This window comes from Vibrio sp. Y29_XK_CS5 (assembly GCF_024181835.1).
Taxonomy (GTDB): Bacteria; Pseudomonadota; Gammaproteobacteria; order Enterobacterales; family Vibrionaceae; genus Vibrio; species Vibrio harveyi.
Window position 1 is genome coordinate 841921 of record NZ_JAMZAM010000001.1, and the last position, 24649, is coordinate 866569.

Below are 24649 nucleotides of genomic sequence, written 5' to 3' on the forward strand. Positions count from 1 at the left end.
ATGACAAAAGCGCGCGATTTACATCGCGCGCTTTTTTATTTGGTGAGCTTGGTTTTTCTCTATTGATGATTACATGAGAGCAAAAAAGCTAGAACTGGTAACCTTCCGGAATAACTACGATGCCTTTTTCAGAAACATGGAATCGCTTTGCGTCTTCAATTTTGTTTATTCCAATTTGAGTATGAGGGGGAATTCGAACGTGCTTGTCGATAATACAACTCACCAACTGACAGCCTTCTCCAACTTCGACATCATCAAAAATAATGCTATCTACGACAGTTGCACTATCATGAATGCGCACATTTGCTGCTATCACTGAGTGCTGAACAGACCCTCCCGAATTGATAACGCCATTGGCGATGATTGAGTTTATAAAAATACCTTCATTACCTGTGGCTGATGAAACGGTTCTTGCTGGTGGAAATTGCGCTTCATAAGTGCGAATCGCCCAGTTAGGCTGATACAAATTCATTGGTGGTATGGGTTCTAAAAGGTCCATATTGGCTTCATAGAAAGAGTCAATTGTACCTACATCGCGCCAGTAGCAATCTTTGTCTACACGACCTTTACTGCCACAGAATTTATAAGCGTAAACGGATTGAGTATCGATGAGCTTTGGGATGATGTCTTTGCCAAAGTCATGGTTGGAATCGTCGAGTTTCGCATCTTCTTCAAGAGCGTCTTGTAGTACGTCCATATCAAAAATATAGATACCCATAGAAGCCAAGCTTTGAGTTGGATCATCTGGCAGAGTAGGTGGGTTTTCTGGTTTTTCGACGAAAGATTCGACCAAACCATTCTCTTTGATGCCCATGACCCCAAAGGCGGTTGCATCTTCAACAGGAACATCCATACAAGCGACCGTTAACTTCGCACCGTTTTCTTTATGCTCTTCGAGCATCGCTGCGTAATCCATGCGGTAGATATGGTCACCAGAAAGAACGACGACGTACTTTGCATCGTTTCGCGAAAGTAGCCACATATTGTGGTAGATCGCATCGGCTGTACCTTCGTACCATGCACCACCTTTGCGCATTTGAGGTGGAACTGCCGTTATGTACTCACCAAGTTCGGGATTAAAGATGGACCAACCATCTCGCAAGTGTTTCTGTAGTGAATGTGATTTGTATTGAGTGAGAACCAATATCTTGCGTAAACCAGAATGAAGACAGTTAGTTAGCGTGAAATCAATGATACGATACTTACCGCCAAAAGGAACCGCTGGCTTGGCTCTATCATCGGTGAGAGGGCTTAACCTTGACCCCATACCACCGGCTAAAATTACCGCAAGTGCATCTTGCATAATCTTCCCTTTCCCTTATCTTACGTGCCTCGAAAGCGCTCTAAAGCCTGAGGAGTTAGCCAACTGCTGATTGCTATTCGATGTGCACAGTGAGTGTCCTTTGTTTTTTAGAAATCGTTTTGTTATATACCCTAGTACAAGATTCGAGCCATAGAATTTTATCAATGAAATCAATATATTTTGATAAATGAAGCGTTAACTTTGCACTACATTAGGGAGTGGGGAAATATGTCGTGCACTAAATTGGTGAGGTCGGAGTGGCCAAAGGTTGTCTACAACCCGATTTACAATGTAAAGCGGCGTTAAAACAATGAGGTAATGTGGGACGAGCAGAAATTAAAACAGGAGCTCAAAGGCTCCTGTCCATTGTAGAAAACAGCAGTGAGGTTATGACAGACCGATGATGTTACCTTGATCATCAAGGTCTAAGTTCATAAATGCAGGTTTGTCTGGTAGCCCTGGCATGGTCATGACGTTTCCTGAAAGTGCGTATACAAAGCCTGCTCCGGCACACAAGCGAAGTTCGCGAATCGGAACGTTAAAGCCACTAGGTGCGCCTTTAATTGCTGAATCTGTACTGAGTGACAACGGCGTTTTAGCAATGCACACAGCTAAGCCGTCAAAGCCAAGCGTTTCAAAGTGCTTGAGCTGCTGTTTTGCTAGATCGCTCATCTCGATATTTGATGCACCATAACCAGCTTCACAGACCGCCATCAGCTTTTCTTTCAATGATTGCTCTTTCGTGTAAAGAGGGGTGAACTCCGATGGATTCTCGCATGCTTCAACAACATGCTTAGCAAGCTCAACGGCACCGTCACCGCCTTTTGCAAATGCGGTGCTGATGGCAACTTTTACTTCAGGATTAAAGCGTTCTATTAAAGACTCTAATTCAGACAACTCTTCTATAGAATCTTGCGGAAATTGGTTGATCGCAACGACAGCAGGAATACCGTATTTATGAACATTATTGATGTGCCATTTCAGGTTTTCAAACCCTGCTTCTAATGCCATTTGATCGGGGTTGAAAATCGAATCCGGAATAGCCATGCCCGGACGCAAATCGTAGTGACCGGAGTTTGCTTTTAGGCCGCGTAATGTCGCAACAATCACAACACAATCAGGAGCTCGACCAGCCGCCGCCGCTTTTATATTACAAGCTTTTTCGAACCCCATGTCGGAACCAAAACCCGCCTCAGTGACAACGTAACTAGATAGTTTAAGAGCAATTTCGTCTGCAATGATAGAGGAATTACCGTGAGCGATATTAGCAAATGGACCTGCATGAATAAGGGTTGGCACACCTTCTAGAGTCTGCATTAATGTTGGAGCTATTGTCTCTTTGAGTGTGACAGCCATTGCACCTGCGACTTGCAAGTCTTCTGTGGTAACCGGTTGTCCCTCGATATCGTATGCCACGACAATACGCCCAATACGCTGACGTAAGTCTTTAAGATCTTTTGCTAGGGCAAGGATAGCCATAAGCTCAGAGGCTGCGGAGATATCAAAACCTTCACTACGTTCAAAACCGTTAATGGTCTTGCCTTCTTCATTCAGACCAATCTTCACCATGCGTAGTGCACGATCGTTGTGGTCCATTACACGTTTCCACGTGATTCGGTCAACATCGATTTTAAGTGCTTTTAGTCCAGTTCGTGCCTCGAACGCCGCGTAGCCTTCTCGTTGCTCGTGATAGAGACGAGCATCAAGCGCGGCGGACGCAAGGTTATGCGCTGCGGTAACCGCGTGGATATCACCAGTGAGGTGCAGGTTTAGTTCCTCCATTGGTGCAACTTGAGAGTAACCGCCGCCAGCAGCCCCACCTTTAACGCCAAATACTGGACCCATTGACGGTTGACGAATACATGCCATGACCGATTGATTGATCTTAGATAGCCCCTGAGATAAGCCGATTGTTGTAACGGTCTTACCTTCACCTAAAGGAGTAGGGGTAATCGCAGTGACCAACACTAACTTTCCGTCTTGATTTGCATTTGTATTGAGGCGCTCAAGACATTGGGGATGAACTTTAGCTTTGTGTTTTCCGTGTGTATCAAATTCGTGCGGCAAAAGACCTGCATTTGCTGCGACAGTAGCGATAGAAGACAACGGTGTGTTTCGGCAAATTTCAATATCAGACTGCATGGATACTCCAAAAAAATGGCTAACACGTGGCGTTCAACATCAAGCAATCGAAAGACTGTATTGCTGTTGCGCAAACGTTTGCGCGAGAATAATACTGGTAAAATAAGAGGTGTAAAGCAGTTCGTGCGCCTTAGCGTGCTACATAATAACAAAAAACACTAAATACTGCGCTAGATCAAAACAAAAAGGTCACCAAACGGTGACCTTCGCATATTTTTCGCTCTAAGTGCTTGGTTCTTAGCGATCCCAGTAGGTTTCTTCTAAGCTATCTTCACGCTCTGGTAGAGCACGGGATAGGCGAGGAGAGTGTTGGGTTAGCACTTCGTAACTTACACGGTTAGCATACTTACAAATTTGAGATAGCGAAGAGTAAGTCAGACAACGTACTTCGTGTTTTTCTGAGTTAGGAACTTCTTTCTGGTGGAAAGAGTTGGCAGCCATGTCGTGCAGAAGAGCAGATAGCGCGGCATCACCAGCACCGTTGGTATTCTTAATCTCAAGTGGTCCACCTAGGTAAGGACCGATATGAGAGTACACTTTCATCGGCTGTTTACAGTCTTCTTTGCGCATAGCACGGCTAAATTCGAACTTGTTGAACTCATCAATTGAGCCTTCAAGGATATCGTGCGTTGTTTCGCGTTTCACTTGTTCTTCGGTGTAACCAGCCATGTATAGACCATCAGGACCAGCAGTACACAAAACAAGGTCTACCCACTCGAGTGCTTTGTCTGCGGCAGCAAGTGGATCAGTTTCTCCAGTAAGCGCAGCGCCTTCTTCCTCGTTCATTGCAACAACAGATACGTTGTCTCGAATGTACTCTTGCCACCACTCAGCGTTGCCTTCGATCACGTATTTTGTACCCAGCGTTAGTACAACAGGGACGTCGTGCTTCTTAGCAAAGTCGATCGCTTTTTGAACGGCTTTTGGCATTGGGTCATCTTCTTTACCACGCATTAGGTAAGATGAAACGACAAGAGCAGAGGCTTTTTCAAACACCTCTTCAGGAATGCTGTCAGGAGCTAGTTGGTTCATGTGACCTTCGTTAATTGCGAAAGTACGTTCACCATCTTGAGAAATTAGGGTGTAGCAGCGACCAATAGGACCATCTACAGTTTGCAGGTGGTTAAGGTTCATGCGTGAAGAGGTGCGGCACAGGTAACGGTATGCGAAAGAACCGACTTGAATGTTCTTAGACATAACACCAAGTAGTACGGATTTGCTGTCTGCCAATACAGAGTAGTTGTGCAGAGTGTTACCGATAGTGTCGCCTGGGTATTGATGAGTAATCAGACCTTGCTCTACTAACTCTTCATATAGTGCGTCTGCTTTGCTCTCTTCAAGAACGAGAGAATGACCTTTGCTAAGGTTGTATTTTTCTAAAAACGCATCGTCTACGCGCGCTTCGATATCTACGATGGTTTGACCAACGCCGACAATCGTAGGGCGGTACAGCTTAGGCGCCTGTCGAATTTGGTTGACTAATGGATCTCGAGCGTGAGTTGGGAAGTAGTGTTTAGATTTACGCTGTCCAGGAAACTTCATGCTTGTTCTTGAGTGAGAAAAAAAGAGGCGGGATTGTATCACAAAATTTTGAAAATCGTTGTGTTTTATTACAAAGAAATTCGCCCGCTGAAAAATGCAGCGGGCTGGTGTTTTTAGCAGCGATTTGGGGTTAATTTGTAGGAGTTACAGTCGGTTCGACGTAAGCTTTCGTGCCCCATAATGGCACCGTTGACAAGCTATGTTTGAAGCTGCCTTCGGTCTCTTTCGTGGTGTATGATAAGTAAAGTAACGTTTGATTCTCTGGATCGTAGATTCGACGCACTTTCATCGTTTTAAAGAAGATACTTTTCGATTTTTTGAATACCACTTCCCCTGACTTGCTCTTGTCTATTTTTGCAATCATTTCTGGTGTGATATCACCGGTTTGACGACAAGAGATTGAGCTGTCACTCGGATCAGACAAACTTAGGTTCGCTTCAATAGAAGCAATATGACAAGTTACGCCAGTTACGACTTCATCTTGTAGGTGACCAATTTTAATGTCTTTCATTGTGAACATGCCTAGTGAGACGTCGCCCACTTCATTATCACTACACCCAGCCAAGACCGTTACCAAACCTAAAGCAAGCAAGCTTTTTTTCATTTTTCATCCCTTAAATAGGCTAATCTATTGATTCAATTTATCAGACGCACACGATTAAAACAAAATTTGGCGTTACCTCAGGAGTTTAGCTAGGTTTGTAAGAGGCTTCATGCTAATGTACCGCTCCAGAGCAGGTGAGCACTACATTTCTAATCAAAGTCCTGTCTTTTTTACGCTGTCCAAAATTGAACTAGCAGCGCTTAAGGTAAGAAAATGAACGAACAACAGTTAGAAAGCATTAAAAGAAAAAACGAGTGGCTGCATGATTTAGTAGAAGTTGAATTCCCTACTAAAGAAAGTTTGGAAGGTCGTGAAATTTACAATCGTATGCTTGAGCAGCAAACCTACGAGGTGAGTAGTAATACGTTGCTCTTAGACAATGAGTCAAACTTATCGGTAGAAGACATATTCTTAGTTGATTTTCATCGACTTACCGTGATGTTTTCAATTCTTCAATCGCAGCGTTGGGCAGACAAGCACGAACAAGAAATGATTGTTGAGTTCCTTACCCAAATCATCCTTACACCAGAATTTGAGTTGTATGTCGGATTTAAAGAAGGGGAGCCGGTTGGTGCCGCGATTGTAAGCCAATATGAAGGCAACACCCTTATTTCTGATTTAGTGGTTTCTCAAAATTTAGATAAACACCAGTTTGTCTGTGATTTAGGAAAAAAGCTGAACCACGATCAAAAGTTGAGTGAAACAATAGTCATTGAAAATTGATCGATATCGGTTCCCTGAAGGGAATCGATGTTTAGAATGTGCAAAATCTTCTTTTTCTCGGCTGGGTAAAACATGTTTAAGCGTTTGACGCGTTTATTGGGTCTTTTGTTGTGCCTAGGGACGGCCGCAGTCAATGCTGACAATACTGATTGGGAAATCGAACGAGTACTGGTGTTACACTCCTATGAGCCTTCATATCAATGGACCAGTGATATTCAAAAAGGCATAGAAGAGGGCTTCAAACAAACGAACAGCGAAGTAAAGCTGTCGATTGAATATCTGGATGCAAAGCGAGTGCATACCGATGGCTATTTTAGACGGATGGCCAATTACCTTAAGTTAAAATACAAAGACTATGAATTTGATGGTGTCATCATTTCTGACGATGCCGCATTGCAGTTTGCAAAGCGATACCTTGCGAATGATGAACGTTTTACCCCTCTCGTAGCGGTTGGAATAAATGACGCGGACGCCACGCTTGATACGTTGAGTTCTTCTGGTAGCGTGCTTTATGAACAAGACCGAGTCGCCGAAAATATTCTGCTTATCAACCAGCTACGTCCTCAAATCAAGAACCTTTATTACTTAGCTGATCGTAGCATGACGTCTGAGCTTATTCATGAGCGTGTCGTTGCGGAAATGAAAAAGTTTCCTCAGATCAACCTAATCGAGCTACGTGATGAAACCCTTGATGACGCATCAAAGCAACTAGAGAACATAAGCCCAAATGATGCGGTTCTACTCACTCATTTTAATACAGAGGCAGAGCAAGGGCATTACCACTCTTATCAACAAGTGGCGCATGTTATTGGTGCAAAAAGCGCCGCTCCTGTTTTTGTTCTGTGGGAAATGTACCTCGAAGAACCGGGCATTTTAGGTGGTTTTGTCAACCGCTCTGAACAATACGGCTACGAGGCTGCTGAGTTGATGGCTGGGAAATTGGGGTTGTCCATGACCAAAGTGGATGATGAGCTGATATCCGAGGCCGTTCTCGATTTTACTGCTATCCAAAAATACGGAATCAGCCGTTACGATATTCCTGAAAGCGCACACATCATTAATGCGCCACCACCGGCGATTCAAGTAAACATCAAATTGCTCTTGTTTGCTTGTGCGCTGATTATTCTGTTGTTTCTGGTCATCGTCAGTCAGTTTATGACCATGCGCCAACGTAAAGTCATTGACCAAAAGAATCGAAAGATCGTAACGCTACAAAAGCGAACGTTGAGTGTTCAAAAGGAAATGATTCACATATTGGGCGAGGCGATTGAATGCCGATCTGGGGAAACTGGGCAGCACGTAAAGCGCGTCGCGAGACTATCTGCCACTCTGGCGGAATTTTATGGTCTTAGCCATCGCGAAGTGGAAATGATTGAAGTCATAAGTCCAATGCATGATGTGGGGAAAATCTCTGTACCTGAATCCATCCTAGATAAAAAAGGTAAGTTGGATGCAGATGAATGGGAGATCATGAAGCGTCACACTACGAAAGGCTTTGAGTTACTCAATAATCGTGAAGGTGAAATCACCAAACTTGCAGCCATCGTCGCACACGAACATCACGAGCGTTGGGATGGAACTGGGTATCCAAATGGCTTAAAAGGTGAAGATATCCACTTGTTTGCGCGCATTGTTGCGATTGCAGATGTCTTTGACGCTCTATTTACCGAGCGATGTTACAAACGCGCATGGACAACTGAAGAGGTCGTCGAGCTGTTCAGGCAAGAAAAGGGCAAACACTTCGACCCTGTCTTGACTCAGCTTCTGTTAAATAATTTGGATGATTTTATAGAAGTGCGTTATTTGTACCCAGATAACGAAGTTTAATGCTAATTACCACGCTAAATGAAGTTTCATCTTTCTTAATTTTGGGGCTTCATTCGGTGATCTTGCTTAAAAAAATGTTAATTGTTCTTTCTCATTTCTACGAAATGCCAAGTCTGTCGTTTAAACATTTCTAAACTTACCTATCATGAGTATACATATTTAGTACAAATAAATAAGTCAATAAGTTCAAACTTAATTGAACAGCAGAGTGTGTAATATTCGTTGGCGGGGGACTGGCGTATGGCTATTAACAATATTAAATGCGTCATATTCGATTGTGATGGGACCTTGGTAGACAGTGAACGTTTGTGCTGCCAAGCATTGGTGAACGTGTTTAGCCAGTATGGCGCTGAAATGAGCTTCGATGAGTGTGTCGAGCATTTTAAAGGCGGTAAGTTGGCAGACATTCTCCGTGATGCGAAAGAGTTGATGAACGTAAATGCCTCTATTGATGTTCTTGAACCGCAATATAGAGAAGAGTTACAAAAGCTATTTGTGCGTCATTTGCAACCAATGGACGGGGCAAAACGGCTTATTCAGTTTTTAGATTCGCACAACATTGAATATTGTGTTGCTTCTAATGGTCCTAAAGACAAGATTGAGTATTCACTAGAGCTGACAGGGCTATTGGACGCATTTAAAGGCAAAGTATTTTCTGCATTTGATGCGAACAGTTGGAAGCCGGAACCGGATCTCATTATGTACAGCGCAATGAATATGGGCTTTCTCCCTAGTGATTGCTTGTACATTGACGATACGCCTAAAGGAGTGGAAGCTGGTTTAAATGCAGGCGTAAGAACCATTCAGCTTTATAACGGCGCACCGATTAATCTAGTAAACGATGAGCGCGTTATTCAAATTTCACACCTTGATGAACTAAAAGAGCAGCTCTTAGGCTGCTCAGTTTAGTGACAAACATTGCTTAAACTGTGGATGTGTTTGAATTTAGTTTGTAATAACGGGGTTTGATGCAAGCATTGGATAGATGAAAAGTTTTTTGTATGGAATCCACAAGAAGCACATGTGAATTTTTCGCCATCTGATGAAATCATATATTCATCGCATTGGCATAGGGGACACTGAAGATCATCAGTGTCTTTTGTTTTGTTGTAATTATTCATATTGTTCACCAGCAGCAAATTTTATTGGCAATATCTAGAATAGCGGAACGTCTAACCTTTGAACATTCTTTCATCAAGTTCAGAGAATTATTTCGATTCACTTCAAAGTAAAGTGATTTGATATCCAGATAATGCTTGATTAGCAAAATTTGTATACTCAAGTGCATCAAGGTTACAAGTGCATCCAGGTTACATAGTACCTTGCGTTGTTTTCCTTGCTCTCGAATCAATGACAACGCTCTGAACCCTGCATCTTGAAGTCACTTGGGTATAACAATAAAATCCACAACAAATAAAAAGGGCTCCTTACTCGGAGCCCTTTTTGTCTTAATTTCGATTATGCTGTGCGGTAGCGTTTCAATACTTCACCAAGTGAGACAGACGCTTGCGTTAACGCAGCAACCCCACTTGTTGATTGTTCTGCTACTTCTCTGATCGTATTAGATTGAGAACGAATGTCTGACAGTTCAGATGCAATGTCGTTTGCTACTGCGCTTTGTTCTTCTGCAGAGGTTGAGATTTGAATACTCATATCCATCAGTGAACGTGCTGAGTCGGCAATCGCTGTTACATCACCACCGATTTCATCAATCAGTTGGCTACTAGTTTGCGCTTGTTGAACGGTACGATCTGTAATAGAAGCAATGTTTTGGCTCTCGACCTGGAGCTTCTCAATCATAGCTTGAATTTCAACCGTTGCCTGTTGGGTGCGACTTGCAAGTGTTCGAACCTCATCAGCAACCACAGCGAAGCCACGACCTTGTTCGCCAGCGCGAGCCGCTTCAATGGCTGCATTTAGTGCGAGTAGGTTGGTTTGCTCAGAGATCGCATTGATGGTGGTGATAACGTCGTTAATTTGCGTTGTATTTTCGTTCAAGCTGCCAACAGAAGCTGACGCTTGCTCAATGTAGCTCGATAAAGTTTCAATTTCGGTGATAACACTCTGTACGCGGTTACGACTGTTCTCAATCTGTTGTGCATCTTGGTCTGATTGAAGCGTTGCTTGCTGAGAAACACTCGATACTTCTTTGGCTGATGCTGTCATTTCTTCCATTGCCGTCGCAACAGAATCTAATGTCTGGTATTGATGTGCGATTTGCGTTTCGCTTAGCTTCATGTCTTGTTCGAAGGAAGCCGATGTTTCGCTTAGGGTATTTGCGTTATCTTTTACGCTGTTTACTAGCTCGGTCAGAGTATCCATTGACTTATCGAGTGCACAACCGATAGTGCCGAACTCATCGCGCCCTGGATGAAAACCTAATCGTGACGTTAAATCGCCGTCGCCAATCTTTTCAGTTGTTGTGTACAACACCCACAAAGCACCACCAATAAAGGTTGCTACCCAATAAGAGAATAGGGCGAACGGTACAGCCCAAAGTAAGCTTAGAAGGAACGTAGTTAAAGCCCCTGACTTCGCTTGTTGATATTGGCTAGATAAGTTTTCAGTGAGTTGAATAGCTTGACCTGATTTTAATGAAGAATAAACGGTCACCGTACCGTTTTCAAACTTCGCATCGTTGACCGAGCTTACGTTCACAACGCCATTGATGCTGCGTAGGCTATCTGGTTGTGATTCGACCACACCCGAAAGCCGAGCTTGCGCAGCAATGATCGACTGCTGCTCAAATTGTTGAATGTCATTGAAATAGCGGCTGCCTGCCACTGAAGTTAAAGTCACTAGGAACAGAAGGAAAATGACCCACATTTTGTCGTTGATAGACATTTTGATAAACAATCTGTCTATCGTTCTAAACTCAACTTCTCTCATTTATAGCTCCATTTGAGATGAAAACGGTGTTGAACAAACTTATAGTTATATCGAAACAAAATATGCGCGGCTTATCAGCAAAATATGTAACAAGTGGCTAATCGATTTCAAAATATGAGATCTGAAGCTACCTATAACGGTACATCATATCCATTAATGACAGAAAACTAATTAAAATCTGACAATTGCATGCATATGAAATGGTAGTGCTTTGACGTTGGTGTCTGGTTTTTTGAGAATATTGACCGCAAACGTTTACTTATGATTTCTGTCATAGCTTTCCAAAACTTTACTTTTCGCTGTCATGAATGTGTCATATAAAGGCTATAAAAAGGAGTTGCTGTCATCGATAAAGAAGAAGTTATGGCAGTAGAATCGAAGCATGAATGCTTCAGGAGATGTAACACAAAGGAGGTCACAATGAGCGACCAATACCAAAACGACGAATGCCTAGAGATGCTTGATGCACTCGAAATCGGTATTATCTTGTCGGACTACATTGGCTCAGAAGAAGAAGCCGAATAAGTACAATTAGTACTCTCACCGCGTCACTACAGACGTTATACTAAGTTCATGTAAGACGAGCCAAAAGGCCACTCACAGCGTCTAATGAACTTTCTAGCCCACCTGCATATTGCAGATCACTGTAATAGCCATTTAATGGGAAACTTGCTTGGAGATTTCGTAAAGGGAGATCCAAGCAAGCAATATCAAGCTGATATTTCCAATGGTATTAAACTCCATCGTTTTGTGGATCGTATCACCGATCACCACGCTATTGTCGAAGAATGCAAACCACACTTTACTGGCGTTGCACGACGCTTTGCACCTATCGCTCTTGATATGTTTTGGGACCACTGTTTAGCCAAGCATTGGTATTCATTTAGCGAGCAATCTTTAGATTCCTTTGTTCAATATGCTTATCTTCAAGTGAATGAACAAATATCAGAACAACTTCCTCCACGATTTTTGTTATTACATAGTCGTATGTGGAGTGGTGGTTGGTTGCAGTCTTATCAATACTTAGAAAACATCGAATTTGCCCTTCATCGGATGTCACAAAGAACGCCGCGTATGGCAGACCTCACGACGACGTTTGAGGTTCTGGATAATGAATATGAACAATTGGAAGGGAAGTTTGCTGCGCTGTATCGAGATGTGTTGAGTCAATCTGCTGAGTATCATCAACAGCTAATTAATTCATAACGCATTGACTGCTAAAGGTAGTATGCCCAAAGGCGCTCTGGTAAACTCTGCGCTCCAAAAATTAAGAGGTTTATCATGTCCGTTAATTTCGCTGATCTTGGCATTGAACAACCGTTGGTTGAGACCCTAGGTGGTTTGAATATTGTTACACCGACTCCTGTTCAGGAAAAATCGATTCCACACGTGCTGGAAGGTAAAGATCTGCTTGCTGCTGCACAAACCGGTACAGGTAAGACAGCGGCATTTGGCTTGCCAATCATCCAGACTGTTCAGCAACAGAAACGTAATGGCACGCCGCAAGCACTGATTCTCGTGCCGACTCGAGAACTGGCTCAGCAAGTGATGGACAACCTCACGCAATACTCAGCAAATACTGATCTTAAAATAGTGTGTGTTTACGGTGGCACGAGTATTGGCGTACAAAAGAAAAAGCTTGAAGAGGGCGCAGACATCCTTATCGCAACACCGGGGCGCCTACTTGACCATTTGTTTAATGGCAACGTAAACATTTCTAAAACAGGCATCCTTGTTTTGGATGAAGCGGATCGTATGTTGGATATGGGTTTTTGGCCTGATCTGCAACGTATCCTTCGTCGTTTACCACAAACGATACAGACGATGCTTTTCTCAGCGACGTTTGAAAAGCGCATTAAAACCATTGCTTACAAATTGATGGATTCTCCGGTCGAGGTGGAAGTATCACCAGCAAATACGACGGCAGAAACAGTGAAACAAATGGTTTACCCAGTCGATAAGAAGCGTAAACGCGAACTGCTAGCGTACTTAATTGGTTCACGTAACTGGCAGCAGGTATTGGTATTTACCAAGACTAAGCAAGGCAGTGACGAATTGGCTAAAGAGCTTAAACTGGATGGCATTAAAGCGGTCTCTATCAATGGAGATAAATCTCAAGGTGCTCGTCAACGTGCACTTGACGAGTTCAAAGAAGGTAAAGTACGTGCGTTAATTGCAACTGATGTTGCCGCTCGCGGTTTAGATATTCAACAACTTGAGCAAGTCGTTAACTTCGATATGCCATTTAAGGCGGAAGACTACGTTCACCGTATTGGTCGTACGGGACGTGCGGGTAAATCTGGTCTTGCGGTTTCTTTGATGAGTCGTGATGAAGAGTATCTATTGCACGCCATTGAAAACCTGCTTGACAAACGCTTACCGCAAGAGTGGTTAGAAGGCTTTGAACCAAGCTTAATAGAAGAAATTGAACCTGAACGTAATAGTGGTGGTGGTCGTCGTAAGAGTCGTTCTGCAGAAAAACGTAAGATGAAGGCAAAACTGGCAATCCATAAAAACCGCGGAAAAAAACGAAAATAAAAAGGTGATTGCGATTATCAATAACCTTGATTACGCAGTCTTTGCTTCTTGGTACGCTTCAAGCGTTTGAGGCATCGCTAATAAGTAGCCTTGATACATATCAAAACCGAGTTTTTTCATTAAGTTAAGTTGATGCTCGGTTTCAATTCCTTCAATAACGGTTTTTGAGTTCACATCTCTCGCTAGCGAGAGTGCTTCCATCAAACACGAAAAGTCGCCATTTTCGTACCTCAATAGCAATGACCGATCTATTTTTATGATGTTCGGTTTTACGCATCTAACGCGCTCAATCGTTGAGGCATCAATTCCGTAATCATCAATGGCAAGCATATAGCCATTATCACTGAGCTCTTTCGTAGCTTTGTAGAGGAAGTTTTCATCACTTGCATCAAGTTCAACTAACTCCATGACGATTTGCTTTCGGAGCAAGCCGGCTTCGACGATGGATTGATTTAGCAAATTACTATAAGACATGTCTTTTGCCAGCATCTCTGCTGCTTTTGGTAAGACATTTAAGAACAGCTTTTTATTGCTAAACTTGGACTGACCGAAATTGCTGATGTGAATGAGTCGACTTAAGCGCTCAACATTGATTTGATCTTCACTGGGGATGCTCGTTGAGTGAAAGAATTGGTCTGGTCTAATCATGAGCCCATCTTGATTGCTGATACGTACCAGCGCCTCAAGACCGATGATAGAAAGATCTTTCTGATAGATGGGTTGAAATACGCTTCTCAACGTCAGTTGCTTATATTGTGCGACGTATTGTCCATCTAATTGTTTTGAAATGCAGCCCAGTAGCTGCGAGATACTCATCATTATTGTTTGTAACCTAGACCAAGATACTTTCACTGATGCCTAACTGATTGTTGTGCATCTAGTTTTACTTCAGTAAGTCGAATCTAATTGTGCTGAAGGGGTCAAGGCAAGAGAGTTAGCTTGTATTGAATGGAAATATCGATCAGCCTCAAACAAATAGATGAATAGGCTGATAATCTACCTGTTGCAATTTGATGTTACCACTGTAAAACCGCGTACAGTTGAAGGTACTTTCTGACCAGTTGTTGCTTGTTTGAGCGGCGCAAAGGATGTCCAAATTTAATGTAGCAAGGGCTGATACCAAAGCGCGTATCCAGGGAATGGGTAAGCTGTGACTCGCTGGTAAATAATGTGATGCCTTGCTCGGTATATTCATTAATTGGCTCAGGTAGCTCACCCATCCACCAATGTAATAACTCTCGACTGGTTTTACTACGGCTGATCCAATGATCGCTCACCAAAAATAGTAAGTCATTCGGCTGTAATGCATAGCCGTACTCACTTTGCCATTCAGTGATAGAAGAAAGTAGGTTTTCGCGGCATGAATTGCCTGCACTGACCATATGATGGCTTAATACCCAGACCGTACCAATTTCAGATGAGATGCGATAATGGTGAGGTAAATCTGGGGCATCAAGTACTTCAATTGGTTTGATGATACTACTGTAACCAAAGTGACGAAATGTGCGCTCCATACGTCGTGCAAATGCAAGACCGAGATGGTGTTCACTCATACCTTGGTTATGTACCGCAGGATAATGCTTCTCACACAGTTTGAGACAATCGTCCTGAAAATCATTGACACTTTGAATGACTAAGTCGAGTAGCAAAGAATATCCCTTAACGGTTAACAATATGAACGGCGAAAGGTTAGCATAGTCCTTTTAGGATAGACTAATTTAGATAGGCAACTTCTTGATCTAAACATCAAAATTGAGAATAGAGTTCCGTAGGTAAAATATGATCAAACTAGAAAGAGCACAAAAAGAAACATTGGCGACAGCCATTCAAGATTACATGCAGGACGAACTGAGTCTTGAAATCGGGCAATTTGACAGCGAATTTTTGATTGATTTCATCACAGAAAAACTCGCACCGATCTATTACAACAAAGGGATTGAAGATGCAAAAACAGTAATTGAACGGCGTATGTTAGAAATGAGCGATGAACTGTATGAAATAGAACAAGAAGTTCAGATCTAAGTTTACGTTTTACAAACGATTTTAAGTTCCTTCAAATTTTTCGAACAAGATGTTTTAACAAGCAATATTGGTTAGATGTAAAGGATGGTAAATAATCTGTTTCATACAAGGTAAATAAGTTAATGTTGTGTTTCTTGCTCAACATCAACTTAGGAACATATCTAGGAACGTGAGATGGAAACACTGGTAAAGAACTACAACCTACCTGCGCGATTTATGCATTGGTTATCAGCACTTTGCATCATCGGTTTGTTTGCTGTGGGTTTGTGGATGGTCGACCTTAGCTACTACAGCGAATGGTATCGTACGGCGCCACATTATCACCGCTCTGTGGGCATTCTATTGGCAATACTTACTTTGGCTCGCATCGTGTGGAAACATGTGACGGCGTCACCAAAAGTAGAAGGTAAACCTTATGAAGTGGCTGCAGCAAAGGCGGCACATGGTGTGATGTATTTATTGCTCATCACTATCTTTATTTCAGGTTACCTCATCTCAACATCTGATGGTCGCGGTATCGAAGTTTTTAATTGGTTTACGGTACCAGGCGCAGGGGAGTTATTTCCCGGTCAATCAGATATTGCGGGTGAAATTCACTTCTATGCAGCTTGGGCTGTAATCCTAATGGCTGGTATGCATGCCGCTGCTGCACTAAAACATCACTTTATCGATAAAGACAACACATTAAGAAAAATGTTAGGAGCTTCAAAATGAAAAAGTCACTTTTCGCTACAGGACTAGCAATCGCTATGGCACTACCGTTTGGTGCTAACGCTGCAGATTACGTTATCGATACGAACGGCGCTCACGCATCTATTAACTTTAAAGTAAGCCACTTAGGTTACAGTTTCATCAAAGGTCGTTTTAATACATTTTCTGGTGACTTTTCTTTTGATGAAAACAACATTGCTGATTCGAAAGTAAACGTAGTAGTTGATACCACTAGCCTTGATTCAAACCATGCAGAGCGTGATAAACACATCCGTAGTGGTGATTTCATCGATGCAGGTAAATACAGCGAAGCGACGTTTAAGAGTACAAAAGTTGTAGACAAAGGCAACGGTAAGCTAGATGTAACAGGTGACCTCACTCTTCACGGTGTCACTAAGCCAATCACAATCGAAGCAGAATTTGTTGGCGCGGGTAACGACCCATGGGGTGGTGAGCGTGCAGGCTTCATTGGTCAAACCCGTCTTGAGCTTGCTGATTTCGAAATCCCTGTAATGGGCTCATCGAGCTACGTTGATATGGAATTGCACATCGAAGGTATTAAGAAGTAATTTCTTGCTCTTGTGTGTATAAATAAAGAAAGCGCTCTAAATAGAGCGCTTTTTTATTGGTGCCAACTTTTGTTGTTAGTTGCTAGTTGTAATAGTTTTATGCTGTTTCTAGAACGTTATCTTCAACTAGGTTTAGACGCTCGCCATATACCGGACGAAGAGCTTTAAGAACTTCACTACGTGTCACCACGCCAACCATCAGACCGTTTTCTAGTACAGGCAGCACTTGAGGCTTGCTTACTTTGATACTTTTCGCGCGTTCTTCTAAAGAAAGAGAAGTAAAGCGAGTCGCCATGCCCATGCTCGTCGTTGGGTAAAGTTGTTCTTTATCGATACATAAGAACTCAACAACGTCGACTAAGCGGTCATTTGCATCAATTGCTACTACGTCACGGCTCATCAAATCGACAACTTTTTGTTCTTGAGCTGGGATGTAATCTTGGCACCATAATTCAACCATTACGTCGTGTGCTGAGAAGAAACCAACCAAACGGTTTTCAATGTCAACAACAGGTGCACTGATTAGATTGTTGTCCAACAGGGTATCTAGTGCAGTTGATACTGGCATTTCTACGCTCAGAGTAACTGGGCTCGGGTTCATGATCTCTTTTACAATCGATGCGTTTTTCATAGTGCGTTCCTTAACTGACGTGAGTGTTGTAGTGTTTGTAATTGATGCAACTTTTGCTGCTTTAAGTTCTGGTCGACGGTAAATGCACCAGTTAGCTAAACCAACCAATACTGCACCACCAACGATATTGCCTAGAGTCACTGGAATTAGGTTTGCAGTGATGAAGTGACCGACATTCAGATCTGCATATTGAGAAGCTGGTACACCAACCGCAGTCCAGAAAGATTCCGGTGCGAAGTTTGCGATAACGATACCTAGCGGTACCATGAACATGTTTGCCACACAGTGCTCAAAACCACTGCTAACGAACATCGCGACTGGCATGATGGTCATTGCTGCTTTGGTCATAGCGTTTGCCGAGCTGAATGTCAGCCAGATTGCAAGACAAACCAATAAGTTACATAAAATGCCTAATGCAAAAGCTTGTACCAATGTATGGTGTAGTTTGTGCTGTGCGATGTTGAGTGCGTTTAAGCCCCATTGACCTGCATCCATTTGGTACAAGCCCGCCGCACTGACCAATGCAAGTAAAAACATTGCACCGATGAAGTTACCTACATAAACCTTACCCCAAATCGACAACATTTTGCCGAATGAGATTTGTTTGTTTGCCCATGAGATGCTCGAAAGCACTGAGCTGGTAAACAACTCACCACCGCAAATGACGATGAGTATCAAACCCATACTGAATGCTAAACCACCAGCAAGACGGCTAAGACCCCAACCTGCATCCGCACTACCTGTTGTCACTGTGATGTAGAACAAGAATGCTAAACCTATGAATGCGCCTGCCATAATTGCCAAACCCAGTGTCATGCCGCTGGTTTTGTTTGCTTTACTAAGTGCAAACTTCTCAGCTTCAGCCATCATTTCTTTTGGAGAGAAATACTGGATATTTTGAGAGCTGGTCACCGCCATAATGACTCCTTAGTCTGTGGTTCCATATGAACTCCTTGGTTAATGAAATCGAGACGTTTTCTGTACTCGAAAGAGAAGGTGTTATTGTTTTTTGTTGCGGTGTTCCCGAACCGCATATCCAGATTAAGCAGGTCAGAGCTACAGGTAAAATTGATAATATTTAGAATCCTCATCAAATTATTTGATAAGTTCTTAAAGGCAGGTAAAATGAACCTCATTGCGTATCGACGCATGTATTTTTGGGTTGCGAGAGTATGGGGAATACTCGCCAATTAGGGAGGACACTTTGCGCTACTCACTTAAGCAATTAGCGGTTTTTGACGCTGTTGCAGATACCGGCAGTGTAAGCCAGGCCGCGGATAAACTGGCTCTGACACAATCGGCGACGAGCATGTCGCTTGCTCAGTTGGAAAAAATGCTTGGTAGACCTTTATTTGAAAGGCAAGGCAAACAAATGGCTTTAACACATTGGGGGATGTGGTTAAGACCAAAAGCAAAGCGTTTACTGCAAGACGCGCTACAAATTGAAATGGGTTTTTACGAGCAACACTTGTTGAGTGGGCACATTCGATTAGGCGCGAGTCAAACACCTGCAGAACACCTAGTTCCTGACCTTATCAGTATCATTGATAATGATTTTCCAGAGATGCGTATCTCCTTAGGCGTACAGAGTACTCAGGCCGTCATCGATGGTGTCTTGGATTACAAATACGATCTGGGCGTGATTGAAGGTCGCTGTGACGATAACCGTTTACACCAAGAGATTTGGTGTCGAGACCATCTTACTGTAGTCGCAGCGTCCCACCATCCATTTGCGCGTAACTCATCAGTGAGCTTAGCTCAACTTGAACAAGCGAAATGGGTGTTGCGAGAACATGGTTCTGGTACTCGCAAGATTTTTGATAGTTCGATTCACCATCTTATTGAAGATTTGGACGTGTGGCGTGAATACGAACACGTTCCAGTTCTAAGAAGCTTGGTATCCAATGGTCAGTATTTGACGTGCCTGCCTTATCTTGATGTAGAACGTTACATTGAAGCTGGTGATTTGGTTGCGCTGAACGTACCTGATCTGAAGATGGATCGAACATTATCGTTTATATGGCGTGCTGATATGGCGGAAAACCCATTGGTTGACTGCATCAAACGTGAAGGCTTACGCATGATGAAAGGCAAACCTTCAGTGCTTTAAGCGATATTCGAAACAAAATGATCGCATCTTAGTAAAGGCTCTGCATTGTGCAGGGCCTTTTTTGTCATCTATTACTTATTTCGCCCAATTTATTGTGATTTTGTTATTTTCGAAATCTGTTGATTTATCGGTTGCGTCAAATTTAACGTGTAAAACATGCAACGTTATAGGATGTTAATGCGATCTTGATCACCGAAGTCAATGAGGGATGTGCCTAGTATTGACTGCCTGATTTCAATGTATGAAGGCAGTTTTCGAACCAAGTGGTACGAAACTAGTCAAGCGGGTAAGAATACCATGACCACACTTTTAGCAATTTCAATTACAACTGGCATTCTCTCTGGCGTATGGGGCTGGATCGCTATCTCCCTTGGTCTGTTGTCTTGGGCAGGCTTTCTTGGCTGTACTAGTTACTTTGCATCCCCGACAAGTGGCTTAAAAGGGCTAGCAGAAAGTTTGATCACCAATATGACAGGCGTATTTTGGGCGTTGGTAATCATTTACGGTTCAACTTACGTAGGTGTAGAGATTATCGGTTATGTAATTACTGCTGTAGTTGCGTTCTTTATGTGTATTCAAGCGAAACAAGCTTGGCTAGCGTACATCCCTGGCACTTTCATTGGCTCATGCGCCACTTTTGCTGCAGACGGCAATTGGCAACTTGTAGTGCCATCGCTGATTTTAGGTGGCGTGTTTGGCTACTTAATGAAAGCAACAGGACTTTGGTTACATGCGAAATCAGCCGCTACTTCTTCGCTCGCTGAGCAAGTACAGTAGTGAACCCCCGATCTTATTTGTATCCGCTGTGTGTTGAGACTTATCCCGCTCAATACAGTTAATCAAAATTACTGATTCTTGATACAAGCACACCAGGTTGGTGTGCTTTTTTTTTATTTATACGCTTGTTAGGTGTTTCCGTTTGCCATGGTAACGACACGTTTCAACGTCCAGCGCAGTAGCACAGGGATGCAATCTACACCTCGTTCCTCACAATGAGCGACAATCGCTAAGGCGAGATCGGGTTTTGCTTGTTTCTTCAGAACGCGATTTACGACTTTCTTTGCTGGGATTGGGTGCTCATGAGGAACTTTGATAATGTCCTTAAAGAAAAGTTCGAAACCATTGTTATAGAGAAAATGCTCGATGTCTCTGTCAGGTAATTCCGTTAAGCGATGGCGTTCTTGGTCGTTATCCAAATGCGCTCTTACTGTATGAGCGTATTTCTTACCCGCAGGATCTCCGTCAGTGACGACGTGCCAATCTATCCCAAATTCTTTGGCGACTTTGATCAGAGACTTCAACCCAGACTGGGCAAATTCAACGATTTGTACGCCTTCTGCCGCTAAGTCATACCCGCATTGACGTGCCAGTTCGTTAAATAACCAAACTTCTGTTTCACCCTCAACCAATAGCCAGCAACGAGCAAATAGGGCACCAGCACGATGAAAACGAATGTGGAAGCCAATCCGACGGAGTTGGTCGACACTAAAGCGGTTTGTGTTGAGTGACTTTGCAATGGTTCGATCTGACAAACGAACTAATCGACGAATCGATGCCAACGGTACAGAGCCGAGTAAACGGGCACTGTTTGTGGTGAGAATCTTCTGCATCGGAAGCAGTTGCAACAAGCTCCAAGCGCGGGATAGATGAGTAGGATGTAAACGACCTTCTGGATCTTCAATGATCAAGATGGGACGTGCACAACGTCTTAAGTCTGTCGGGCCTTTGGCTTGTAGGTACGCGTTTAACAATCCCATAAGTAGTAAGCGAGTTTGCTTGTTATTCGTCTCTTTCAAAAACTGCGATAACCCTTTTTCAGCAGAAGGGCTGGCATAGAACAGACCGTCTCGCGGTTTTCTCGGGTGACCTTTCTTCACGCTTCGGAATGCAAAATAGTGCTCGACTAACGTGTGCATTGAATCAAGACTGCTGCGAACTTCACCTTTGTTCACATGACCAGGCATAGCAAACAGGCGACGGCAGGTATTATTAATGCGTTTTTCTATACGAGCATTTTTGTTGTCACCATTAATGTGATTGGGTTCGGGGAAACGGCGTGAGTCGCGTAATCGGATTACTGGGTGAAGGGTCATCAGTTCAATTGCGAGTTTCTCTGCATGATGCAGTTGCTTCGCTTCGCCATCACAGTCCAAGAATGCGTACTTGGTTGTGATGTGGTGACCATCTCTACTGGCACTTAAACGGTAATAAATGACGTGTTCGTTGTCTTCGTTGATGCACCATGTAGGTTTAATGCGACGATAACGTCCAGCATTCACTTCTTGTTTATCTTGAGATTTAAAACAGAGTACGATTTGAAGATGCTGTGTTTGTGGGTGCGAGATGGAATAGTCGACGTGGAAGTCCGTCATTTCAAATTGATAGAGAGAGCCATCTGCAGGTAAGGCGAGAGACAGGGCGTCGAGTAGGGAGGATTTACCCCAAGTGTTCTCACCGATTAAGGTCGTCAGTTCGTCAAAAGAGAGTGAAAGGCGTTTAATGCCTCTAAACCCAGAGATTTCGATGCGTTCTAGTCTCATCTCACTCCTCCTTGCAATTATTTGAATTATCGAGAGTTCTTTTGCTCCTCATAAGCATATATGAAATTGATCATGGCAAGTTAAGCTCAGTTCACAAATTTAAGAGCATTCATCCTATGAATAGAGACCGTTTAGGCGTAAAGTCACTTTCAAACTTGTACGCAAGATGAATCTTGATCACGTAAAAATGAAATGACAATTTCTCTGTTTCATAAAATTCATGATTCTGTCATGATTCAGTTCTAATAATGATGTCCAAGTAACCTCGAGATGCTTAGTTCAGCGAGAATGACTTGGTTTGTAGACTAGGCAACGATTTGAAAACCTAGTGACCCTAAGTTAAAAAGCGTTAACAACGTATACAAACCAAGTCAACTCGCCCGAAGGGAGCGTGTCACTGATTCAATTTCTTTGTCAAACAATTGGGAAATAGATGACTATTACGCTGCATCGTTTTCCTTGAACTTAAATCAGTGACATCGCTCTGAATACTGCGTCTTGAGGTCACTTGGGCATTTCGGAATGAAAAGAGAGAAGATGACAATGAATAAAAATCATAAGCCAGTCAGAATCAAACTGGCACACATCAATGACACTCATTCCTACTTTGAGCCAACGTCATTACAGCTAAAACTCAATATTGATACCGAACGTACACTAGAGCCTTACGTGAGCGCTGGTGGGTTTTCACGTATCGCAACACGCGTAGAACAGCTTCGTGATGATGCCCAACGTCAAGGTCAGGGCATGTTGTTTTTACACGCTGGCGACTGTTTTCAGGGCACTCTGTACTTCTCGTTATTCAAAGGCAAAGCAAACGCCGACCTATTAAACGCGCTTAACATCGATGCGATGGCTCTGGGCAATCATGAACTTGATATGGGTAATGAACCGGTTGCTTTGTTTTGTCAGCGTACCAACTTCCCGTTGCTTGCAGGTAACTGGGACTTATCCAATGAATTGCCAACTAAAGATCACCGCATGGGCGATTGCGATAACGTATTGAGCTTCGACACTGAGACTCAAAGCGCGCAATATCTGGTGAAAGAATTTCACGGAGAGAAAGTTGCCATCTTTGGTTTGTCTATCGACAAGATGAGCGATATTGCCAACCCAGATGCCGACACACCATTTATCTCTGCAATAGAAACAGCAAAACATACTGTTGAAAACATCCACCAAGCGGGTATTAAAAACATCATCCTTTTGAGCCACTTAGGTTATGAAGGGGATCTCGAGCTTGCAGCTCAAGTGGATGGCATTGGCATAATAGTCGGTGGTCACAGTCATAGGTTACAAGGTAACTTTACCGCTATTGGCTTAGGCGAAGATGACCCATATGGCGTCAAGGTAAACGATACTTATGTCGTTCAAGCTGGTTATCACGCATTAACCATGGGGCATTGTGTTCTTGAATTTGATGAAAATGGCACCGCGACCATGTTAAGTGGTCAAAATGAATTGCTACTCGGAAGACGCATTTTCTGGGATTCGACACTAAATGAGCAGCTTGACCAAGGTGTGTTTGAAGAAGCGTGTGACTTTATTCATGGTCAACCAAACGTAGTTGTTTGTAAAAAGCACCCAGAGACACAAGCGATCTTAAATGATAAGTACATCCCAAGAGTGCGTAAGCTTCAATCACAAGTAATTGCAAATGTGGCAGAGAAGAAGCGCCATGTACGTATTCCTGACGAATTTGGCGGAAGCGAACTTGCTCCAGCAGTAGCGCATTCATTCTTGTATGCGCTTAACAAGCGTGGGCACAAGGTTCAATTTGCCATTCATAATGCGGGAGGTGTGCGTACTTCTCTCAATCCGGGAAATATTACCGTGGCAGACGTTGCCGGACGATTGTTGCCATTTGCCGTTCCTATCGGTTTTTATGACGTACAAGGCAAAGTTGTTCGTTTAGCATTGGAAGGCGCGATCAATAATGCACTTAACAATGGTGTTGAAGGCACTGGTTCTGGTAGCTACCCATACACACATAATTTGAACTTTGAATATCAAGCCGATGCGCCAAAAGGACAACGCATTAAAAACCTAGAAATTTTTGATGGTAAGCGTTGGTGTGAGATGGAAGATGAGCTTTGGTACCGTGGTACTTCGTCTGCTTATACTATGAAAGGTAAAGAAGGTTATGAAGCGTTGCTGGATATGAAAGGTGAAGGCTTTGTCAGTAATCTTTCCATGGCAGATTGCTTCGTTGAACTACTAACGGACGAACCAAACTGTTTGAACCAAAGTCACAAACTTTACTCGCAGAAGAATCAATAACCGTTATTGGTATCTTTTTTGCTCACTCCCTAATGCACATGCGATGAAGAGGGAAGAGAGTATGTGGAAAAAAGATTGGGCTGACGCAGCGGTTGTCGTTGCTTGGGTCGCAGTTTGGTCAACACTGGTTTACTTTGTACCGCTAACTGGTTTTTAAAGATCGACTATTCAACAAATGAGGGGCGCATAAGTGCTCCTTTTTTGTATCTGAACCGGCT

The 24649-nt window shown here is 43.1% G+C and carries 21 protein-coding genes; 11 read left to right on the forward strand and 10 right to left on the reverse strand.

Going from position 1 to position 24649, the window contains the following annotated elements; all coding sequences use genetic code 11:
* Nucleotides 1-88 precede the first annotated feature (88 nt).
* The 4 genes from glgC to NL647_RS03765 form a co-directional block, all read right to left on the reverse strand.
* Nucleotides 89-1303 (reverse strand): glucose-1-phosphate adenylyltransferase, encoded by a 1215-nt coding sequence (glgC, locus tag NL647_RS03750; protein ID WP_253649659.1) that lies wholly within the window; start codon nucleotides 1301-1303, stop codon nucleotides 89-91.
* Between the two features lie 387 nt (nucleotides 1304-1690).
* The gene (locus NL647_RS03755; protein ID WP_253649660.1) at nucleotides 1691-3445 is read right to left on the reverse strand and encodes a formate--tetrahydrofolate ligase; all 1755 of its coding nucleotides are present in this window, start codon (nucleotides 3443-3445) and stop codon (nucleotides 1691-1693) included.
* A 237-nt stretch (nucleotides 3446-3682) separates the two neighbouring features.
* The gene (locus NL647_RS03760; protein WP_009700365.1) at nucleotides 3683-4987 is read right to left on the reverse strand and encodes an inosine/guanosine kinase; all 1305 of its coding nucleotides are present in this window, start codon (nucleotides 4985-4987) and stop codon (nucleotides 3683-3685) included.
* A 130-nt stretch (nucleotides 4988-5117) separates the two neighbouring features.
* Nucleotides 5118-5591: a CreA family protein gene (locus tag NL647_RS03765; RefSeq protein ID WP_005451711.1), complete on the reverse strand. Its 474-nt coding sequence runs from the start codon at nucleotides 5589-5591 to the stop codon at nucleotides 5118-5120.
* A gap of 213 nt (nucleotides 5592-5804) precedes the next feature.
* Between NL647_RS03765 and NL647_RS03770 the strand changes: the two genes are divergently transcribed.
* The 3 genes from NL647_RS03770 (at nucleotide 5805) to NL647_RS03780 (ending at nucleotide 9050) form a co-directional block, all read left to right on the forward strand.
* Complete coding sequence (locus NL647_RS03770; RefSeq protein ID WP_253649661.1) at nucleotides 5805-6314, forward strand: flavodoxin; 510 nt, start codon at nucleotides 5805-5807, stop codon at nucleotides 6312-6314.
* Between the two features lie 72 nt (nucleotides 6315-6386).
* A complete protein-coding gene (locus NL647_RS03775) occupies nucleotides 6387-8141 on the forward strand; it encodes an HD domain-containing phosphohydrolase (protein WP_005451713.1) in 1755 nt (584 codons plus the stop codon).
* A gap of 240 nt (nucleotides 8142-8381) precedes the next feature.
* Nucleotides 8382-9050 (forward strand): HAD-IA family hydrolase, encoded by a 669-nt coding sequence (locus NL647_RS03780; RefSeq protein ID WP_253649662.1) that lies wholly within the window; start codon nucleotides 8382-8384, stop codon nucleotides 9048-9050.
* Here NL647_RS03780 and NL647_RS03785 read toward each other — a convergent pair.
* Both NL647_RS03785 and NL647_RS03790 read right to left on the reverse strand, forming a co-directional pair.
* Nucleotides 9047-9262 (reverse strand): hypothetical protein, encoded by a 216-nt coding sequence (locus NL647_RS03785; protein ID WP_074051515.1) that lies wholly within the window; start codon nucleotides 9260-9262, stop codon nucleotides 9047-9049. The two genes, NL647_RS03780 and NL647_RS03785, sit on opposite strands and share 4 nt — an antisense overlap.
* 337 nt (nucleotides 9263-9599) lie before the next feature.
* Complete coding sequence (locus tag NL647_RS03790; protein WP_009696704.1) at nucleotides 9600-11030, reverse strand: methyl-accepting chemotaxis protein; 1431 nt, start codon at nucleotides 11028-11030, stop codon at nucleotides 9600-9602.
* Nucleotides 11031-11639: 609 nt separating this feature from the next.
* On the opposite strand from NL647_RS03790, the gene NL647_RS03795 reads away from it, so the two are divergent.
* Nucleotides 11640-12236: an ACP phosphodiesterase gene (locus NL647_RS03795; protein ID WP_009696702.1), complete on the forward strand. Its 597-nt coding sequence runs from the start codon at nucleotides 11640-11642 to the stop codon at nucleotides 12234-12236.
* A gap of 75 nt (nucleotides 12237-12311) precedes the next feature.
* Complete coding sequence (locus tag NL647_RS03800) at nucleotides 12312-13568, forward strand: DEAD/DEAH box helicase (RefSeq protein WP_253649663.1); 1257 nt, start codon at nucleotides 12312-12314, stop codon at nucleotides 13566-13568.
* Nucleotides 13569-13598: 30 nt separating this feature from the next.
* On the opposite strand, the gene NL647_RS03805 is transcribed toward NL647_RS03800, so the two are convergent.
* Nucleotides 13599-14387, reverse strand: coding sequence for an EAL domain-containing protein (locus NL647_RS03805; RefSeq protein WP_154202608.1), 789 nt, complete (start codon nucleotides 14385-14387; stop codon nucleotides 13599-13601).
* Nucleotides 14388-14584: 197 nt separating this feature from the next.
* Complete coding sequence (locus tag NL647_RS03810) at nucleotides 14585-15217, reverse strand: hypothetical protein (protein WP_253649664.1); 633 nt, start codon at nucleotides 15215-15217, stop codon at nucleotides 14585-14587.
* 130 nt (nucleotides 15218-15347) lie between these two features.
* On the opposite strand from NL647_RS03810, the gene NL647_RS03815 reads away from it, so the two are divergent.
* The 3 genes from NL647_RS03815 to NL647_RS03825 all read left to right on the forward strand — a co-directional run bounded on the left by NL647_RS03815 (nucleotide 15348) and on the right by NL647_RS03825 (nucleotide 16870).
* Nucleotides 15348-15590 carry a DUF2164 domain-containing protein gene (locus NL647_RS03815; RefSeq protein WP_009696700.1) on the forward strand — a complete coding sequence of 81 codons (243 nt, stop codon included), beginning with the start codon at nucleotides 15348-15350 and terminating at the stop codon, nucleotides 15588-15590.
* A 174-nt stretch (nucleotides 15591-15764) separates the two neighbouring features.
* Nucleotides 15765-16304 carry a cytochrome b gene (locus NL647_RS03820; protein ID WP_017819592.1) on the forward strand — a complete coding sequence of 180 codons (540 nt, stop codon included), beginning with the start codon at nucleotides 15765-15767 and terminating at the stop codon, nucleotides 16302-16304.
* Nucleotides 16301-16870: a YceI family protein gene (locus NL647_RS03825; RefSeq protein ID WP_253649665.1), complete on the forward strand. Its 570-nt coding sequence runs from the start codon at nucleotides 16301-16303 to the stop codon at nucleotides 16868-16870. Before NL647_RS03820 ends, NL647_RS03825 begins: the two co-directional genes overlap by 4 nt.
* 97 nt (nucleotides 16871-16967) lie before the next feature.
* Here the strand turns inward: NL647_RS03825 and focA are convergent, their stop codons facing one another.
* Nucleotides 16968-18419: a formate transporter FocA gene (gene focA, locus NL647_RS03830; RefSeq protein ID WP_005451736.1), complete on the reverse strand. Its 1452-nt coding sequence runs from the start codon at nucleotides 18417-18419 to the stop codon at nucleotides 16968-16970.
* A gap of 286 nt (nucleotides 18420-18705) precedes the next feature.
* On the opposite strand from focA, the gene NL647_RS03835 reads away from it, so the two are divergent.
* Together NL647_RS03835 and NL647_RS03840 are read left to right on the forward strand one after the other, a co-directional pair.
* On the forward strand, nucleotides 18706-19611 hold the full coding sequence (locus NL647_RS03835; RefSeq protein ID WP_005441888.1) for a LysR substrate-binding domain-containing protein: 906 nt from the start codon (nucleotides 18706-18708) through the stop codon (nucleotides 19609-19611).
* Nucleotides 19612-19908: 297 nt separating this feature from the next.
* Entirely contained in the window at nucleotides 19909-20388 is a 480-nt protein-coding gene (locus NL647_RS03840) for a DUF1097 domain-containing protein (protein WP_005451739.1), read from the forward strand.
* A gap of 128 nt (nucleotides 20389-20516) precedes the next feature.
* Here NL647_RS03840 and NL647_RS03845 read toward each other — a convergent pair whose 3' ends face one another.
* Nucleotides 20517-22151 carry a DUF2813 domain-containing protein gene (locus NL647_RS03845; protein ID WP_005451741.1) on the reverse strand — a complete coding sequence of 545 codons (1635 nt, stop codon included), beginning with the start codon at nucleotides 22149-22151 and terminating at the stop codon, nucleotides 20517-20519.
* A gap of 537 nt (nucleotides 22152-22688) precedes the next feature.
* On the opposite strand from NL647_RS03845, the gene NL647_RS03850 reads away from it, so the two are divergent.
* On the forward strand, nucleotides 22689-24431 hold the full coding sequence (locus tag NL647_RS03850) for a bifunctional UDP-sugar hydrolase/5'-nucleotidase (RefSeq protein WP_050941251.1): 1743 nt from the start codon (nucleotides 22689-22691) through the stop codon (nucleotides 24429-24431).
* The last annotated feature ends 218 nt before the right edge of the window (nucleotides 24432-24649 follow it).

Coding starts and splice junctions, on each gene's coding strand:
- NL647_RS03780 (WP_253649662.1), top strand. CDS start 8,382: ATGGCTATTAACAATATTAAATGCGTCATATTCGATTGTGATGGGACC.
- NL647_RS03770 (WP_253649661.1), top strand. CDS start 5,805: ATGAACGAACAACAGTTAGAAAGCATTAAAAGAAAAAACGAGTGGCTG.
- NL647_RS03805 (WP_154202608.1), bottom strand. CDS start 14,387: ATGATGAGTATCTCGCAGCTACTGGGCTGCATTTCAAAACAATTAGAT.
- NL647_RS03795 (WP_009696702.1), top strand. CDS start 11,640: ATGAACTTTCTAGCCCACCTGCATATTGCAGATCACTGTAATAGCCAT.
- NL647_RS03785 (WP_074051515.1), bottom strand. CDS start 9,262: ATGAATAATTACAACAAAACAAAAGACACTGATGATCTTCAGTGTCCC.
- NL647_RS03760 (WP_009700365.1), bottom strand. CDS start 4,987: ATGAAGTTTCCTGGACAGCGTAAATCTAAACACTACTTCCCAACTCAC.
- NL647_RS03775 (WP_005451713.1), top strand. CDS start 6,387: ATGTTTAAGCGTTTGACGCGTTTATTGGGTCTTTTGTTGTGCCTAGGG.
- NL647_RS03800 (WP_253649663.1), top strand. CDS start 12,312: ATGTCCGTTAATTTCGCTGATCTTGGCATTGAACAACCGTTGGTTGAG.
- NL647_RS03755 (WP_253649660.1), bottom strand. CDS start 3,445: ATGCAGTCTGATATTGAAATTTGCCGAAACACACCGTTGTCTTCTATC.
- glgC (WP_253649659.1), bottom strand. CDS start 1,303: ATGCAAGATGCACTTGCGGTAATTTTAGCCGGTGGTATGGGGTCAAGG.
- NL647_RS03845 (WP_005451741.1), bottom strand. CDS start 22,151: ATGAGACTAGAACGCATCGAAATCTCTGGGTTTAGAGGCATTAAACGC.
- focA (WP_005451736.1), bottom strand. CDS start 18,419: ATGGCGGTGACCAGCTCTCAAAATATCCAGTATTTCTCTCCAAAAGAA.
- NL647_RS03815 (WP_009696700.1), top strand. CDS start 15,348: ATGATCAAACTAGAAAGAGCACAAAAAGAAACATTGGCGACAGCCATT.
- NL647_RS03820 (WP_017819592.1), top strand. CDS start 15,765: ATGGAAACACTGGTAAAGAACTACAACCTACCTGCGCGATTTATGCAT.
- NL647_RS03840 (WP_005451739.1), top strand. CDS start 19,909: ATGACCACACTTTTAGCAATTTCAATTACAACTGGCATTCTCTCTGGC.
- NL647_RS03850 (WP_050941251.1), top strand. CDS start 22,689: ATGACAATGAATAAAAATCATAAGCCAGTCAGAATCAAACTGGCACAC.
- NL647_RS03790 (WP_009696704.1), bottom strand. CDS start 11,030: ATGAGAGAAGTTGAGTTTAGAACGATAGACAGATTGTTTATCAAAATG.
- NL647_RS03765 (WP_005451711.1), bottom strand. CDS start 5,591: ATGAAAAAAAGCTTGCTTGCTTTAGGTTTGGTAACGGTCTTGGCTGGG.
- NL647_RS03825 (WP_253649665.1), top strand. CDS start 16,301: ATGAAAAAGTCACTTTTCGCTACAGGACTAGCAATCGCTATGGCACTA.